Origin of the sequence: Thermococcus sp. (genome assembly GCF_027011145.1) — an archaeon.
Lineage (GTDB): Archaea > Methanobacteriota_B > Thermococci > Thermococcales > Thermococcaceae > Thermococcus.
This window is the reverse complement of sequence record NZ_JALVAO010000028.1, coordinates 1-15,808: the sequence shown is the minus strand read 5'-3', so window position 1 is coordinate 15,808 and position 15,808 is coordinate 1. Positions and strand designations below refer to the sequence as shown.

The 15,808-nt window shown below is 51.6% G+C and carries 16 protein-coding genes and 1 tRNA gene; 8 read left to right on the top strand and 9 right to left on the bottom strand.

Annotated elements, in window-relative coordinates; all coding sequences use genetic code 11:
• Window positions 1–80: 80 nt before the first annotated feature.
• On the bottom strand, window positions 81–1,205 hold the full coding sequence (locus MVG27_RS02705) for a tungsten cofactor oxidoreductase radical SAM maturase (RefSeq protein ID WP_297549034.1): 1,125 nt from the start codon (window positions 1,203–1,205) through the stop codon (window positions 81–83).
• Between the two features lie 111 nt (window positions 1,206–1,316).
• On the opposite strand from MVG27_RS02705, the gene MVG27_RS02700 reads away from it, so the two are divergent.
• A tRNA-Lys gene (locus tag MVG27_RS02700) sits at window positions 1,317–1,391 on the top strand.
• A 12-nt stretch (window positions 1,392–1,403) separates the two neighbouring features.
• Here the strand turns inward: MVG27_RS02700 and MVG27_RS02695 are convergent.
• The 3 genes from MVG27_RS02695 to MVG27_RS02685 all read right to left on the bottom strand — a co-directional run bounded on the left by MVG27_RS02695 (window position 1,404) and on the right by MVG27_RS02685 (window position 4,399).
• Window positions 1,404–2,546 carry an RNA ligase gene (locus tag MVG27_RS02695; RefSeq protein ID WP_297550514.1) on the bottom strand — a complete coding sequence of 381 codons (1,143 nt, stop codon included), beginning with the start codon at window positions 2,544–2,546 and terminating at the stop codon, window positions 1,404–1,406.
• 69 nt (window positions 2,547–2,615) lie between these two features.
• Window positions 2,616–3,164, bottom strand: coding sequence for a 50S ribosomal protein L16 (locus tag MVG27_RS02690; protein WP_297550502.1), 549 nt, complete (start codon window positions 3,162–3,164; stop codon window positions 2,616–2,618).
• Between the two features lie 74 nt (window positions 3,165–3,238).
• Window positions 3,239–4,399: an MFS transporter gene (locus MVG27_RS02685; protein WP_297550504.1), complete on the bottom strand. Its 1,161-nt coding sequence runs from the start codon at window positions 4,397–4,399 to the stop codon at window positions 3,239–3,241.
• Between the two features lie 162 nt (window positions 4,400–4,561).
• On the opposite strand from MVG27_RS02685, the gene MVG27_RS02680 reads away from it, so the two are divergent.
• Window positions 4,562–5,716 carry an alanine--glyoxylate aminotransferase family protein gene (locus MVG27_RS02680; RefSeq protein WP_297550516.1) on the top strand — a complete coding sequence of 385 codons (1,155 nt, stop codon included), beginning with the start codon at window positions 4,562–4,564 and terminating at the stop codon, window positions 5,714–5,716.
• A gap of 29 nt (window positions 5,717–5,745) precedes the next feature.
• Complete coding sequence (locus MVG27_RS02675; RefSeq protein WP_297550506.1) at window positions 5,746–6,483, top strand: hypothetical protein; 738 nt, start codon at window positions 5,746–5,748, stop codon at window positions 6,481–6,483.
• On the opposite strand, the gene MVG27_RS02670 is transcribed toward MVG27_RS02675, so the two are convergent.
• Window positions 6,480–7,061 (bottom strand): ATPase, encoded by a 582-nt coding sequence (locus tag MVG27_RS02670; protein ID WP_297550518.1) that lies wholly within the window; start codon window positions 7,059–7,061, stop codon window positions 6,480–6,482. The genes MVG27_RS02675 and MVG27_RS02670 overlap by 4 nt on opposite strands.
• A gap of 195 nt (window positions 7,062–7,256) precedes the next feature.
• Between MVG27_RS02670 and MVG27_RS02665 the strand changes: the two genes are divergently transcribed.
• The 3 genes from MVG27_RS02665 (at window position 7,257) to MVG27_RS02655 (ending at window position 9,678) form a co-directional block, all read left to right on the top strand.
• Complete coding sequence (locus MVG27_RS02665) at window positions 7,257–8,171, top strand: asparagine synthetase A (RefSeq protein WP_297550508.1); 915 nt, start codon at window positions 7,257–7,259, stop codon at window positions 8,169–8,171.
• A 147-nt stretch (window positions 8,172–8,318) separates the two neighbouring features.
• Entirely contained in the window at window positions 8,319–8,993 is a 675-nt protein-coding gene (locus MVG27_RS02660; RefSeq protein ID WP_297550510.1) for a DUF257 family protein, read from the top strand.
• Window positions 8,980–9,678: a DUF257 family protein gene (locus MVG27_RS02655; RefSeq protein WP_297550512.1), complete on the top strand. Its 699-nt coding sequence runs from the start codon at window positions 8,980–8,982 to the stop codon at window positions 9,676–9,678. Before MVG27_RS02660 ends, MVG27_RS02655 begins: the two co-directional genes overlap by 14 nt.
• A gap of 15 nt (window positions 9,679–9,693) precedes the next feature.
• Here MVG27_RS02655 and MVG27_RS02650 read toward each other — a convergent pair whose 3' ends face one another.
• The 4 genes from MVG27_RS02650 to MVG27_RS02635 are packed head-to-tail and all read right to left on the bottom strand — an operon-like array spanning window position 9,694 to window position 14,799.
• On the bottom strand, window positions 9,694–12,543 hold the full coding sequence (locus MVG27_RS02650) for an NAD(P)-binding protein (RefSeq protein ID WP_297556119.1): 2,850 nt from the start codon (window positions 12,541–12,543) through the stop codon (window positions 9,694–9,696).
• 1 nt (window position 12,544) lies between these two features.
• The gene (gene nuoF, locus MVG27_RS02645) at window positions 12,545–14,344 is read right to left on the bottom strand and encodes an NADH-quinone oxidoreductase subunit NuoF (RefSeq protein ID WP_297550566.1); all 1,800 of its coding nucleotides are present in this window, start codon (window positions 14,342–14,344) and stop codon (window positions 12,545–12,547) included.
• A complete protein-coding gene (locus MVG27_RS02640; protein ID WP_297556117.1) occupies window positions 14,337–14,561 on the bottom strand; it encodes an NAD(P)H-dependent oxidoreductase subunit E in 225 nt (74 codons plus the stop codon). The genes nuoF and MVG27_RS02640 overlap by 8 nt, the downstream gene beginning before the upstream one ends.
• The gene (locus MVG27_RS02635; protein ID WP_297556114.1) at window positions 14,470–14,799 is read right to left on the bottom strand and encodes an NAD(P)H-dependent oxidoreductase subunit E; all 330 of its coding nucleotides are present in this window, start codon (window positions 14,797–14,799) and stop codon (window positions 14,470–14,472) included. The genes MVG27_RS02640 and MVG27_RS02635 overlap by 92 nt, the downstream gene beginning before the upstream one ends.
• A 155-nt stretch (window positions 14,800–14,954) precedes the next feature.
• Between MVG27_RS02635 and pbp11 the strand changes: the two genes are divergently transcribed.
• Window positions 14,955–15,272 carry a tRNA-binding protein Pbp11 gene (gene pbp11, locus MVG27_RS02630; protein ID WP_297550562.1) on the top strand — a complete coding sequence of 106 codons (318 nt, stop codon included), beginning with the start codon at window positions 14,955–14,957 and terminating at the stop codon, window positions 15,270–15,272.
• Between the two features lie 11 nt (window positions 15,273–15,283).
• Window positions 15,284–15,808, top strand: a 525-nt coding sequence (locus tag MVG27_RS02625) for a TatD family hydrolase (protein WP_297556111.1), incomplete at its 3' end; no start/stop codon positions are given.

The following is a 15,808-nucleotide window of genomic DNA, read 5'->3' as shown; positions in this document are numbered from 1 at the left end:
ATTTTTGTACATTGATGCTAATAAACTTGACGAAAGCAAAAAAGGGAACATGAATGGACAAAGTAAGTTATTCTGTTTAACTACCAGAAGCCCTTCATACCCTTCTCAGGGATGGGACAGAGCACTATCCTCCTTGACCAGAGGCAATCGGCACAGCTGGGTGTGTTACCCCAGCAGTCGTATTGGGTGTCCTGCACAAAGGAACAGGATTCGTTTAAGGGACAGTCTGTACAGCTCGGGTAGAGGGAGTTCTTAACGACGTAGCGGAACCAGCTGTACTCCCTGCTAGTCCATATCTCGGCGAGACTCTTCTCCCGGACGTTGCCGAAGGAATGCGCGTAAACCTTCTTCTCTCTGCCGAAGACTATCTCAGGGTATGTGTGGAGGAAACGGTAGCAGGGAGCGACTTCCCCGTCCCACCTGACAACTGCAACTTTTTTGTCAACGAACTCACACCTACGCTCCGTCCTTAAGGAGAACTCGGCTATCTTATGAAGGTAGCCGTGGTATATGGCCTCAAGTTTGTCAACGATTGGTTTCATGTCAACGGAACCGTCGTAAACTATCAAATCAGCGTGCTCTTTGGTAATTGGAATCAGGTTCGAGATTAAGAGGGTATCCACCCCAAGGGAACCGACGTAGTGGGCTATTTCAGGTAATTCCTTGTAATTTTCCTTCGTTGCAACAACCTCAACGCCAATGTGCGGAACGTCTCTCCCGAGTTCCCGCTTGACCTCTTGGATTTTTCTTATGCGGGAGCTTGTGTAGTCCGGCTTTATGTGGCCGATATCAACGGGTTGCGTAGGTACTGAATCTATGGAGAAATAAATTAGGTCCAAACCAAGCTTTACAAGCTCTTCTATCCTCTTATCCGTCAGTAAAAAGCCGTTTGTGCTTATTCCCAGAGCAAAACCGCGCTTTTTTACTTCCCTCGCCATGTCCATGAAGCGCGGGTGAACGGTTGGCTCGCCTATTCCACCAAAGTATATCATCTCAAGCTCCGGAAGCTCCTCGGCATCGTCCAGTATCTTTAGAAACAGCTCCCATTCCATGTCCCCCTCAGGGTCGTCCCAGTACTGCTTGAAGCACATCTCACAGCGAAGGTTACACCGGTTGGTTATCTCGATGTAGAGATACTTTATGTCGGGTTTCTTGGGAATAAGAACCTTGTAGTCAGACAAATCAAAAAGATGATGCTCCTCCATGCCAAACACCTGAGTTTATAACTCATGGTGATTCCCTTATAACAGTTAGTGGACAGGATTGGGTAGTTAGGATAAAGCTTATAAATACTCCTCCTGTTATCACCTCGGGGTGGGCCGGTAGCTCAGCCTGGTTAGAGCGCGGGGCTTTTAACCCCGTGGCCGCGGGTTCAAATCCCGCCCGGCCCGCTATACTGCTTCTCAGTCAACAAAAGCCAGTCCGTTCCAGAGTTCCCTTATCTCGCGGGTTGCGTCGGGGTAGAGCCTCTTGAAGGTTATCCTCCAGTAGCCGTTCCTGAGGTCTTCAATGTCCTCTATGTGGATTTTGAGGCCGAGCCTTTCGAAGTGGCTCACCATTCTGTGGGCAGTGCTTATGTTCTTCACCCTCACGGTGAATGTCTCCTCGACATCGTGGCCCTGGGACACCTCGAGGATGCTCTCCACGAGGGGCCTTAGGAGGGCCTCCCCAAGGGCTTTCGCGTATCCCTCGAATTCCTCGCCCCTGAGTTTTTTCTCGGCTATGTAAAAGGCCACCCTGCTTATCCTCCCCATGAAGTATCCCCCGGGTAAGTCAAAGAAAATCTTGGAGCCTATCTTTATGTCGTTGATGTTGGCATAGGGAGTTACGTACTTGGCCACTTTTCTCATGTCCGGTGTCTTCATTACAACGCCTTCCCTTCCCTCTTCGCTCAGCTTCTCGATGAGCTCCATGAGTTCGTCGGTTCTAGTTCTATCAAAGAGACCAAAGCGCTCGACCTGGGGGATTCCGTACTCTTCAGCCAGTCTGTAGCGCTCCTCAACCGGCAGGCTCTTTCCGGTTCCCTTCTCCTGGACGTCAAAGAGGAAAAAGGCTATGTCCTCCTCCACGTAAGGTGGCCCCTCGACGAGGTAAGGGCTCTCGGGACCTGCCATCTCGCCAACGAGAATCAGATTTGGATAATCCCTGAAGAAGTTCTCAGTGATGAAGTCGAGAATTCGCTCGGTTGTGAAGGGACAGACGAAACCACCCCTCGTTAGGGCCAGAATTTTGTCTTTGACCTTAACGACGCGCACGTTGTAGCCGTCCACCTTCTCCTCGACGTAGAACGGTTTGTTCTTGAATATCCTCTTCACTCCATTCTTAAGCTGGACGATTCTCTTTATGTGGGGAAAGCCCGAAACGACTGTTCCGTCCTCAAAAACGACCGTTCCCCTTCTAAACCCCTTCGAGGAATCGCGGAAGCGGACGTACCTGACCCCCTCAAACTCGTCCTCTTCTAGTCCCCCTTTCCCTTCGAGGACGCTGAGTCTCTCCTCGGGAAGGCCGAGTTTGAGTAATAGCCCCCTAAAATGTGAACTTACCATGCTACCCACCGGTTTAAAATGAGAAATGGCATTTAATAACAATTTGGTATAAGAGGAAGTAGAAAGAACTCAGCGCTTCATCGTGGAGAGAACCTTGGTGGTGACGTCGTTCCCTTCCTTGTCGTAAATCCTGTAGTAAGCTGAGTATGGAAGCTTCATCTTGGCCCTTCTCATTGCCTCAAGGGCGAACTTGAGGTGGTTCTCGTTGACCCAGACTGTGAGAATCTTCTGGTCCTTCTTAACCCTTGCCGCTAATCCAATGGGCTTTCCGAAGGGTCTGCGCATACCATTTCCGTAACGGTCGGCCTTCCTTCCGGTAGCCATCGGGTTCTCTCTAAGCACCTGGAAGGGGAAAACGCGTATCTTAAAGTGGTAGTTGCTCCTTCCGACGTTCTTCTGGAGGTACCTGTTGACCTGTATACGAATCGCCTCAAGGGCGTTCTGCCTTATCTGCATTGCCTGCTCGGCGTGGAGGCTGACCTCGTATTGGAACTCCGCCGAAAGGTTGCCCATATCGAATATCGTTATCTTCGGTCCCGGGGCACCGCGTATGTATTCCCTTCTCGTGTAAGCGGGCTTGTCAACGTCCCTATCAATCTTCGCTGGCCTAAGTCCCATAATCTCACCTCCAAATGAGCGTAAGCTAAGCCTAAACTCAGACGAGTTGAGTTCCTTATAAAAGTTTTGGAGGCCTACTCCTCCCCAACCTTCACCCCCTCAACGATGAGTCCAAGAGAAACTGGAAGGAAGACGAGCAGGGCGATGTTCAGTGTAACGACGGAGTGAATTTCGCCCAGCGAATAGGCAAGGCCGAAGAGCATTCCGCCAACGAAGGTCGAGATGTTCTGGAGGCCATTGACACCGCCTATAGCGAGCGAGGAGCGGTGATAGCTTGCCAAAACCTTCCTTGAAATCGGGCGGAAGCTCTGAAAGGCAAAGAGGGTCAGAAAAATCCCGAGGAAGACAGTTGGTGCGGTCTTTATCGAGGCCAGAATTGGTGATATACCCGCCAGCAGAGCCGTCAGTCTTACCATCATTGCCTCGCTTCTAACATCGGCAAGCCACGAGACGAAGTAGCTCAGCAGAGCTGACAGGAAACCGGTCCAGCCGAGGAGCACGGCGGTTCTTTCCCTGCTCAGCCCAAGGGCCTCGGAGACGTAGACGTAGGTTATCTCGCCGGAGGTGAAGGCCACTATAATTGCCATGAGCGAGGCGATGATTAAAATCCTCCTCGGGTTCAAGCTTGGTCTCTCGCCATTGGACGTCTTCTTCCTTCTGGGAGTTATCTCCCCATAGAGGAGGTAGTAGCTGAGGAGCATTATAAGGCCAGTCAGAACGAAAAAGGCCGAGGAAATCCACATCTGTCTTGTTAATCCGAGGTTTACTGTGTATGCATAGACGTAGTTGCCGAGGAGCGAGGCGATGCTTCCGAAGAAGAAGTAAACCGCTGTGACCCTCGCCCTTATTTCCTTCGGCGTTGTAACGGCTAGAACGAACTGGGCCATAGGCCAGCTTATCCCGTTGAGAAATCCGTTGAGGAGCTTTATCCCGAAAACCTGAAGCCAGCTCGATGTCAGGGGGTAGAGCTGAACGGCCAGGGCGTTTCCCATCATGGCGAATCCACCGAGATAGACGAGCTTTTTCCCCTTCTCAAGCATAAAACCGCCGAGGACTGAGGAGAAGGCCCTCGCCAGAACGAAGGACATCGAAACGAGGGAAACAGCCAGCATGCTGGCCTTTAGAACGTCGCGGGTGTAGAACGCTATGGCGGGGGTAGCTAAGCGAAAGGCTATGGTTCCGGTGAAGGCCGAGACGATGAGCAGGACTATTCCGGCGAGGCGCTTCCGCTCCATTAGACCACCTTTTGAACGCTATGTGCTTGACTTAAAAGGATTCTCCCCTCGAAGGTTTTTCGAAAATCTCCTCAAAAAGACGTGATAACGTTCCGATTTTTCGCAAATAGCCGAACGAAGCCTTTTTACATCATCTCCCCAAAGCTCTCCGAGGTGATTGAGATGGAGTTACGCTTCGACATGACCTATGAAGACGCTTACAGGGAAGTCTACGAGATGGTGAAGCCAAAGTACAAGCTCTTCACAGCTGGTCCTGTTGCCTGCTTCCCCGAGGTTCTCGCGATAATGTCCGTCCAGATGTTCAGCCACCGCTCTGCCGAGGCTAAAGCCGTCCACGTTGACACCCTCGAGAGGCTGAAGAAGTTCCTTGAGGCAGATAAAGGCGAGATAATTCTCTTTCCGAGCTCTGGAACCGGATTCATGGAGTCAGCTGTTAGAAACACGATACCAAGGGGTGAAAAGGTTCTCGTCACTATTATAGGGGCCTTTGGAAAGCGCTTTGCAGATGTTGTCGAGGCCAACGGCAGGAAGGCCGTAATCCTTGAGAAGGAACCCGGGCAGGCGGTTAAGCCGGAGGAGCTCGACGATGCCTTGAGGAAGAATCCAGAGGTGCACGCGGTAACGATAACCTACAACGAGACATCCACCGGTGTCCTCAACCCGCTCCCGGAGCTGGCGAAGGTAGTTAAGGAGCACGACAAGCTCCTCTTCGTCGATGCGGTTTCGGCCATGGGGGGAGCAGACATAAGGTTCGACAAGTGGGACATTGACCTCGTCTTCGCGAGCAGTCAGAAGGCCTTCGGCGTTCCGCCGGGACTTGCTGTCGCGGCAGTGAGCGAGAGGGTTTTTGAGATAGCGGAGAAGATGCCGGAGCGCGGCTGGTACTTCGATTTGCCCCTCTACAAGAAGTTCAACGAGAAGAAGAAGGGAACGCCATCAACTCCACCGCTCCCGCAGATATTCGGCCTCAACGTCGTCCTGAGGATAATCGAAAAGATGGGCGGAAAGAAGAAATGGCTCGACATGTACAGGAAGAGGAGCGAGATGATAAGGAACGGAGTCAAGGAGATGGGCCTAGGAATTCTGGCCGAGCCCGGTTACGAGAGTCCCACCATTACCGCCGTTGTGGTCCCCGAGGGAATGAAGGGAATAGACGTTTACAACGCCATGCGCGAGCGCGGATTTGAGCTGGCTAAAGGCTACGGAAGCGTGGCAGAGAAGACCTTCAGGATTGGAAACATGGGCTACATGACCTTCGACGACATAAGGGAGATGCTCGACAACCTCAGGGAGGTCATAGAAAAGCTTAAGGGCTGACTTCCACCTTTTCATTTTAGTGAAAGACTATGGTTTCAAAGAGAAAGGTCGGTCTTATCGTTCTCTGGCTGATTCTGAACACGCTCCTTTTTTGGTTTGTAGGCCTCGCATCCAGCGGTTATTCCCTTGAGGGCTACCTGCCGTGGGAGACCGAGAAAGTTAAGGAATACAGCCCGGTAGTTTACGCCGAGCCGGGCGATATGCCCCAGGGAATCCTCTACATGGTATCTCGTAACGGGACGATTCAGTACTACATCGTCTGGCGGGACGAGTACTTCTCTAACTCGGTCATAGACAAGCTCTACCGCTTTTTCAGGGGTCTCGTTTACAGCGGGGCAACGCAGGACATAGAGGTGTTCAAGATAAACCCGGAAGACGGCGCCTTTTACTTCCAGACAAGGGGCCACGTTGAGGTTCACGGGAAACTCCTCCCTGGTGGAAAATGCCTCTGGCTTGAACGGAACGTTACTGTCCCCAACTGCGCTGAAAACGGGACCCACGTTAAGCTCTACGTCGTAACGTGGAACCACATGCTCTCCCTTCAGCCCGAGAATGGAACCGTCAGGGCGGAACTGAAAATGAGGCACATGACCCCGGAGGACTACGTTTCCCTCGGAATGTTCAGAAGAACCCAGTACAGCATGGCGGGAATAACGTTCAGCTCCCTGAGCCTTGCGCTATTGACAACGCTGGCTTTCAACGGGGTTCTCTACTTGGCCTGGAGAAAGGGCTACCTTAAAGTTTTCAAAAAATTGTGGAGGGATTAAATTACCGGGATTAACTCCCCGTCCTTTATCCTGTAAATCCTGTTTATCTTCTTCATTCCGGTCCTCCAGTCCCTGCTCAGCTCCACGAGGATGTCAAAGCGGTTGAAGGTGTTCTCATCTATCCCGAGCCAGTGCATTGTTTCAGCCTTCAGGTCGTCGCTCATGGCCAGGGACGTTACGATGAAGGCATAGTCATCTATCAGCTCGTCAAGAACCCTCGGAACGCTGATGGTGTGAAGGGTGTCTATAACAACGTAGTCCGGCTTTATTTTTCTTATTTTTTCAATGACTTCATCTGTTCTCTCATCAGTGCTCCTCTGGTCGAATGCAGTATCGATGATCTCGATGTTCTTCCTGAAGGGTTTGAACTCGCCGTAGGCGGTAACGACGGCAACCTTCCACTCCTCAGGAACGTAGTGGAGGAGCGCCTCGACGAGCTTCGTCTTTCCGCTCCTGCTCGTGCCGGCGATGAGAACGTCCCTCTTGGCTAGGATTTCCTCCTTCAGGAGTTCCATCTGCTCGGGCCTTGCCGAACCGTAGCGTATCAAATCCTCTGGCTTAAAGATGTAGACGCCCATGGCTTCCACCGGGGGTATTCCGCTTCGGGAGTTATAACTCTGCCGTTTGGCTCCCTGAGCTTCATTGAAATTATGATAATTTAATCTTAAAATTTAGGAATTTCATCAAAAAATTTGCTCAATTTCTATCATTTTTGGCAAAAATTCAAGGATTTTTGCACAAAGGCAATAAACCCCAAACAACTTGACGAAAAATTGGTGATTAACATGAACGCTCTCCAAATTGTAAGCAGGAAAATTGACCCAATAGCTGAGGTTCAGACGAGGGCGATTGCCTACCTTACCGGCGAGCTTTCAAAGAGGGGCTTCCGATGGCTACTTCCCATTGTTCTGAGCTCGATAACCGACCCCCTCTGGCCGGACCCTGCCGCGGGAGAGGCCCTGAAGCCACCGGAAGTTGAAATCTACGGCGAGAAGCTGAGACTGACTCACAGCATGATACTCCACAAGCAGATTGCAATAGCCATGGGAGTTGACAGGCTCTTCGTCCTCTCGCCGAACATAAGGCTCGAAGGCAGGGAAGCGGACGATGGCAGGCACGCATACGAGTTCACCCAGCTCGACATGGAAATCGCTGGGGCGAGCATGGACGATGTTATGGGTCTCATAGAGGAGCTGATCTCGGGCCTTTTCAGGGAGCTTAGACCTGTGGTTTGGGAGTCCTTTGAGAGGGAACTGCCAAAGGTGAAGAGACCATTCAAAAGGTTTACCATCGAGGAAATCAGGGAGGAGTTTGGAAGCGAGGAGGAAGCGAGCAGAGCTTTGGGAGAGCCCTTCTGGATAACGGGGATTCCAAGGGAGTTCTACGACAGGGAAGTTGACGGAATCTGGAGGAACTACGACCTCTATCTTCCGGAGGGCTACGGTGAGGTTTCCAGCGGAGGAGAAAGGGAGTGGGAGTACGAAAAGATACTTGCCAAAATACGCTCCTCCGGTCTGAGCGAGGAAGCTTTTAGGTCATACCTCGAGGTTGCCAGGGCAGGCCTTCTAAGACCAAGCGCCGGGGCCGGGATTGGAATAGAGAGACTCGTCCGCTACATTGTCGGGGCAAAACACATAGCGGAGGTTCAGCCCTTCCCGAGGATTCCTGGGATTCCTGCTGTAATATAATCCCCTTTACTTCACTTTATAAGTTCAACTTTTAATATAGACAACCACTTGACTATAAGGCCTAGATGCTTATAAAGAAGTGTTTAAATTTGTGACAGGGAAGTGTTTTTATAGTTGCATGTCTTTACTTATAGTTGTGGGGTTGCAATGGAAGTTGATGTTCAAGAACTCTTGGAAATTGTAAAACCTGGAGAGACTGTCATTGTTGAGTATAACACTTCATATGTTCCAGAGTTTGCCCTCAAACTTTTGGCCGATTATACTCGGGAGAAGGAGATTCCCTTTCTAGTAGATGATAACTTTGATTGTTTGTATACGATTCTTGTTCATTCCAGAATGTTGGGCCTTAATGTTGACATTACCCATGCTCATATTCTCAAAACGGGTGGAAAAAAGGAAGTTGGTGGTAAAATTCAACGTGTAATATTTCACCCCGATCCAAGAGTTTTGTTGAGAAACTATAACAAAGTATTTTCAAACACAGTTGAAAAATTCGATAAATCAGCTGTAAACATAGCTTTGGGCATGGAAAGTCTTCTTTATTTCGTTAGAGATGTCCGAGATTTTTACAGGTTCCTCCTCGGGATTCAGCGATATGTTGGAGATAAACGCAGGAAAGCTTTCTATATGCTCCATACTGAGCTTATGCGAAGTCTTCCACCTTATGTATGGCTTGAGTTGAGAAGAATCGCCACAAGTGTTTGGACTTTTCACAGTTACCCAACGGGAGTTAAGTTGTCTATACTCCGCAGTCCAGATCTTGACCTGATCGGGAGAGGATTCACCATAGACGTTGGAGGTGTTTTCCGTGGCAGGAGTTGAGCTCAAAGGTGTTGCCTCAAAAAACGATGTTCTTTCAATGTTTAACTCAGTTCAGTTTGGTGGTCTCACCTTGGTTGAAAACTATTCTTCAATTGGAGCCCAACTTACTCTTTATACACTTTTGAATCATTCCTACAATCTTGGTCTTCCCGTTCTTGTTGAAGACATATTTGACACCTTTGCGGGTTATGTAAAGCACTTCGACATTATGGGACTCATGCCTCCAATGGAGCATGTCGGAGTTCTAAAGATCGGTGGCATAGATGAGGTTGGCAACGTTGTCGATAAAATCCAATTTGAGGCGGATCCCGCGCTCTACCTCCAGAAAAAAGAGAAGGCCATAGCGAAGGCTATGGGTGATGAGAAGTATGTTTACATAGTCACCGGGTTCGAGAGACTCCTTGGTTTTCAGAGGGATATTAAAGGCGTCTACGTCATAGTAAACCACCTAAAAGAAACCTTGGGGAATGAAAAAAGAATGACACTCAACATAATTGAGGGTAACGTTATCAAGGGCTTTCCAACAAACCCACTACCTCTTCTTGAGGGTGTTGCCACGTCGGTAATTGAGCTTCATGATCATGGGGACATGTTTCTCTTAAAATTCAGGAAGTCTATATTTACACTCCTCGAGGGAAGAGATGAAGTTTTTCTCCAACCTTCTGACATAATGGAGTGGTGGTAGAAAGAGCTGAAAAAGCTAAAAGAAATGTTCCAGAGGGGAACGACCCCCATTTACCCCGACTTTTATATCAATTCCAAGGGCGTGGGTCACGGTCCCGCTTTTCTCGGCCCATTTTCCTGCGGGGACCAAGAGAACGTCCCCCGGTAGCTCAACGGGCTCGTTTGAAACAACTACGTAACGCTCGGCCTTTGGTATGCCGGTTATCCCCGCCCTCAGCAGACCTTCGGCGTTTGCACCCTTCCGGAGTATAAGCGTTGGGACATCGAGCGGTTCTGCAGGTCCCTCAACCACCGCCAGGTCGTAGCTCTCTTCGACGATTTCCTTCCCTCTCAGGAGAACCTTGAGTAGAGGGAACTTCTCCGGGTCTGCCATGAGAAGGACACGCCTCGCCTTCCTGACGTCATAGAGGGTCGCCGTTGAGGAGCTTCCGCTCACTGTTGACCCTATTGGAATACCCCTCTGCTTGGCGAAGGACTTCAGGGCCTCTATTTCCTCGTTGGTTAGGTCAGGCGTCAGAATCAGGGCGTAATTTTCCTTTTCAATGAAGCTCTTAGCCTCTTCCCAGCTCACAGGTCTTCCGTTGAGGAGGGGGCCCTTAAGAGACTTCTCCCAGGGCCTTTCAAACCTACAAATGTCGCAGATGTATCTGTTCCACGAGTTCTCGACACTTGAAGCCCTTACGAGAGTTCCCGCGTAGACTTCAACTGCCATTTCGCAGGCAAAGGAACAGCCGTTACAAACTGTTCTAATTTTTTCCGTTTTCCATGGGCCGGGCTTTGTCAGGGGTGGTCTTTCCACTATCGCCCCGACCGGGCAGATATCCGCCAGCTCCCCAACGAAACTTCCCCTTAGGTCTGCCATCTTATCTCCGAGCGGTGGTCCGACCCTTGTGTTGTAGCCCCTGAACAAATAGTCTATCAGTCCTTCGCCTGAAATTTCCTGGGTGAAACGGACGCAGAGGCCACAGAGGACGCATTTGTTGGGGTCGAGGGTTATATACGGGTGACTTTCATCAACCTCAAAGCGCTTTTCTCCCCTGCCCAGTTGGGGCTTCACGTTATAGATTGTCGCGTACTCCCTCAGCCTGCAGTCGAAGACGGCCAGACAGCCGCAGCTCATACAGCGCGAGGCTTCTCTCCTTGCTTCGCTTTCGTTCAACGTTTTCTCTACTTCCTCAAAGCCAGTAATCCTCTTTTCTGGGTCGGTGAGCTTCGCCTTGGCCCTCGGTCTTCTCTTCGTTTCGCGGTAGTCCTCCTCGCTTACATATCTCCAGTGGTTGTAGGGCTTGAGGTCGAAGAGGAGTTCGTAGAGTTCTCCGTCCTCGAGAATTTCCTCGATGTGTTTCTCCGGCTCCATAAGGACTTCCCTTGCCTTCTCGAGCTTACCTTTGAGGTATAGGTCTATCATTATCGCCGCCCTTCTTCCCGTTGCTATGCTCTCGATGACCGTTGAGGGCCCGAGAACTAGGTCTCCACCGGCAAAGACTCCCGGAAGGTTCGTCTGAAGTGTAATCTCCTCAACAACAGCCCTTCCCCGCCTCGTCTCAATTCCAAGACCCCTCAGGAACTCCTCGTCACAGTGCTGACCTATCGCCAGAATCACGTTGTCGGCCTTGACGCGGAATTCCGAGCCTTCAATTGGGATAGGCTTCCTTCTTCCGCTTGAATCCGGTTCGCCAAGGCGCATCCTGATTAGTTCTACCTCCTCTACCCTTCCATCGCCGAGAATTCTGACGGGGTTGGTCAGGAAGAGGAACTCAACGCCTTCCTCCATGGCTTCCTCCACTTCGCGCTCGTTTGCCGGCATCTCTGCCTTTGAACGGCGGTAGACAACAGTAACCTTTGCACCGAGCCTCAGAGCAGTCCTTGCGACGTCCATCGCGGTGTTCCCACCGCCTACCACTATAACGCGCTCACCGAGCTCTACTTTCTCTCCTGTGTTCACCTTTCTGAGGAACTCTATGCCGTGCATTACCCCCTTGAGGTCCTCCCCGGGAATCCCCATCTTTCTGCTCTTCCACGCTCCGATGGCCAAGAAAACGGCGTCGTAGTTTTCCCTCAGCTCTTCTAAGCTCACGTCCCTGCCGAGGGTTGTGTTGGTTCTTACACTTATTCCAGTGTTTATCACGGTCGCTATGTCCCTATCAAGGACATCCCTCGGAAGTCTGTACTCTGGAATGCCGTAGCGAGTCATTCCGCCGAGTTGGGGCATGGCCTCGAAGATGGTAACCTCATGACCCTTCAGCCTGAGGTAGTAGGCGCAGGCGAGGCTAGCAGGTCCGCCTCCAACAACTGCAATCCTCTTTCCCGTCGAGGGCGGTATTTCAGGCATCCAGGGGCCATTCTCAAGGTCGTAGTCCGCTGCGAAGCGCTTCGCAAGCCTTATCCCCACAGGCTCGTCCACGAGGTTTCTCCTGCATGCTTCCTCGCAGAAGGCCGGGCAGACCCTTCCGAGCACCGCCGGGAGGATGTACTTCTCCTTCATCAGCTTAACGGCCTCGTGATACTTGCCCATCGCTATGAGTGCGAGGTAGCTCTGTATATCTGCATGAGCCGGGCAGGCGTCCTGACAGGGGCCTATACAATCCCCGTAGTGGCTCGAAAGAAGAAGCTCAAGGGCGCTTCTTCTCATCTCGATGACCTTCTCGCTCAGTGTCTCTATTCGCATTCCTTCCGCAGGTTTAAGGGTGCACGCCGTAGTTATTCCTCTCTCCGTCTCGATGAGGCATAGACGACAGGAACCGTAGGGTTCAAGCTCTCCAGTGTAGCAGAAGCCCGGGACGTGGCCAATCTCCCGCAGGAACTCTATTAGGGGCTTATCTCTAGGGGCGTCAACTTCTTTCCCGTCAACGATGAGCTTTACCATATCACTCACCCCCCGTAAGGATTTCTATCGCGTTGAACCGGCAGACCTCGTAGCAGGTTCCGCACTTGATGCATCTCTCCTGGTCTATCTCGTGGGGCTTAAGCCTCTCGCCGGTTATTGCCTTGGCCGGGCAGAAGATTGCACATGCAGTACAGCCGGTGCACCTCTCGGGAACGATGACGTACCTTATGAGGGGCTTGCAGACCATTGCGGGGCATTTCCCCTCGATATGGGCCAGGTATTCGTCCCTGAAGTAGCGGAGCGTCGTCAAAACGGGGTTAGGGGCGGTCTGTCCGAGACCGCAGAGCGAACCGGCCTTGACGTGATGGGCGAGTCTCTCAAGCCTGTCGAGGTCTTCTTCCGTCGCCTTTCCCTCGGTGAATCTCTCCAGGATTTCGAGCATTCTCTTAGTGCCAATCCTGCAGAAAGTGCACTTTCCGCAGGACTCCTTGACCGTGAAGTCTAGGAAGAACTTGGCAACGTCAACCATACACGTATCCTCGTCCATGACGACCATTCCACCGCTCCCCATTATGGCCCCCGTCGCGTTCACGCTCTCGTAGTCTACCGGCGTGTCAAATAGGCTCTCCGGGATGCAACCTCCTGAAGGCCCGCCGAGCTGGAGCGCTTTAATCCTCTTTCCTGTCTTTGTGCCACCGCCTATGTCGTAGAGTATCTCCCTCAGCGTCGTTCCCATTGGAACCTCGACGTTCCCGCTGTGCTTTATCTTGCCCGACAGTGCGAAGACTTTGGTGCCTTTGCTCTTCTCGGTTCCGAGGGATGCGAACGCCTCCCATCCGTGCCTTATTATCCAGGGGACGTTTGCCCACGTCTCGACGTTGTTTATGTTTGTCGGCTTTCCGAAGAGGCCCTTTTGAGCTGGATATGGTGGTCTCGGCCTCGGCATTCCACGCTTGCCCTCTATAGATGCTATCAGCGCCGTTTCCTCACCGCAGACGAAGGCTCCAGCCCCTTCCTTTATCTCGATGTCAAAGGAGAAGCCTGAACTGAGTATGTTCTCCCCCAAGAATCCCCTCTCGCGGGCCTGCTTCAGGGCTATCTTCAGCCTTCTGATGGCGAGTGGATACTCTGCTCTCACATAGATGAAGCCCTTGGTTGCCCCAATCGCGTAGGCGCCTATTATCATGCCCTCAATAACGCGGTGAGGGTCGCCCTCAAGGACGTTCCTGTCCATAAAGGCTCCGGGGTCGCCCTCGTCGGCGTTGCAGATGATGTACTTTTCGTCGCCTTTGGCTTCCCTCGTGAACTTCCACTTCAAACCCGTTGGGAAGCCCGCGCCACCCCTTCCCCTTAGTCCGGACTTCGTTATGATGTCTATTATCTCTTCCGGCTCCATCTTGAGGGCCTTTTTCAGCGCCTCGTATCCTCCAACGGCTATGTATTCCTCAATGTCCTCTGGGTTTATGTAGCCTGAGTTCTCCAGCACTATTTTTACCTGCTTGGAAAAGTAGCCGTCAACGTCCCACGTTTTCCTCTCGCCGTTTTCCCACCAGTCGCGTTTGACTATCCACTCCTCAATGGGTTTCCCGTTTATCACGTGCTCCTCTATAATCCTCGGAACTTTCTTCGGGTCAACGTGACCGTAGGTGATAATCTCGTCCTCGGTTATGACGTCAACGAGGGGTTCGCGGTAGCACATGCCCACACAGCCGACTATCTTGAGCTTAACGTCGAGGTTTCTTCTCTCCAGTTCGGCCTTTATGGCCTCGTAGGTTTCCTTTGCTCCCGCCGCTATTCCGCAGGAGTTCATGCCGACGGCTATGGCCTTTACCTCAGACATCAAGCTTCCCCTCCCGGAGCCTTTTGACGAGTTTCCTGACTTTGTCGGGGGTTAGCTTTCCGAAGACCTTGTCGTTTATCATGACCACGGGCGCTAAACTACAGCAACCGAGGCAGGCAACGCGTTCAAGTGTTATCAGCCCGTCCTCTGTCGTCTGGCCTTCTTCTATGCCGAGCTCTTCCGTTATGGCCTGTGCAATCGTGATTGCCTCGTTCACATGGCAGGCCGTTCCATGGCAGATTTTGATGACGTATTTCCCCGAGGGGTTCAAAGCGGAACTGGGCGTAGAATGTAGCCACACCGTAGACCCTGCTCAGGGGAATTCCGAGGTAATTGGCTATCTCCTCAAGGGCCTCTCTCGGCAGGTATCCGAAGCGCTCCTGGGTTCTCTGGAGGAGGGGAATCAGTGAACTTGGTTCGGGGGGATACTCTGAAAGGTACCCAAGGTCCTCCATACCCATCACCGTTTGTGAAAAGCTGTTGGCTTTCTATGTTTATAAATGTGCATTGAAGCACAAGTTTGTAACAAAAGGTTCCTAACTTGGAGTTTGGGAGCCCGATTTAAGGGATAAGCTTTTGTTCTTCTATTCCAAATTCCTCCGGTGGGAGTATGGGGTTGTTTGACTTTCTGAAACGACCGGAAAAGAAAGATGCGGGCGGAGAGTTCATAGCCTCTCGAAATCCCGCGGGCAGGTTCCTTGTGGACGAAGTCTTAACCGTTTTTGGCAGGGAAACGCTCATCGGCACGGTTGAGGGCGTTGTCTATCCGGGCTACAAGGTGAAGGGGAAAGGCATCGCTGTAATCAGAGAAATCCAGAGGAACAGGAAAAGGGTTGACTTCGCTGTTGACGGCGACAGGGTTGCCTTAATCCTTGAGGGGAGGACAAACGCTAAAAAGGGAGACCTCCTCGAGGTTTACCAGTCGTAGGGGTGAGAACTATGATAATCCTAGATAATCACTTCCACGTTGATCCTTTCAAGGGCCTCTTCCTTGAGGCTGTCAAGCAGTTCCACAGAGCTGGCGGAACGCACCTGATGGTTGTCTACAAGACTGCCCACGACTACGGCTTTCCGGGATTGAAAGCGGAGGACTTCATGAAGGCAATGGACTTTCACCTTGAGCTCGTCGAGAGGATAAACCGCGAAACGCCGGTGAAGGCCTTCGCTGTTGTGGGTGTTCACCCGGCGGAGTTTGTCCATCTGGCCGAGAAAAAGGGCCTTGAATACGCCAAAAACGAGGTGATGAAAGCTCTGGAATACGCCCAGAAGCTCTGCTTTGAGGGAAAAGCAGTAGCGATAGGAGAAATCGGGAGGCCCCACTACGAGGTGAGCGAGGAGATATGGAATGCCAGCATCGAGCTGATGAAGTACGGTATGAGCCTGGCAAAAGAAGCCGACTGCGCGGTTCAGCTCCACACGGAGAGCTTCGACGAAGCTAAATTCAGGGAGCTGGGAGAATACGTC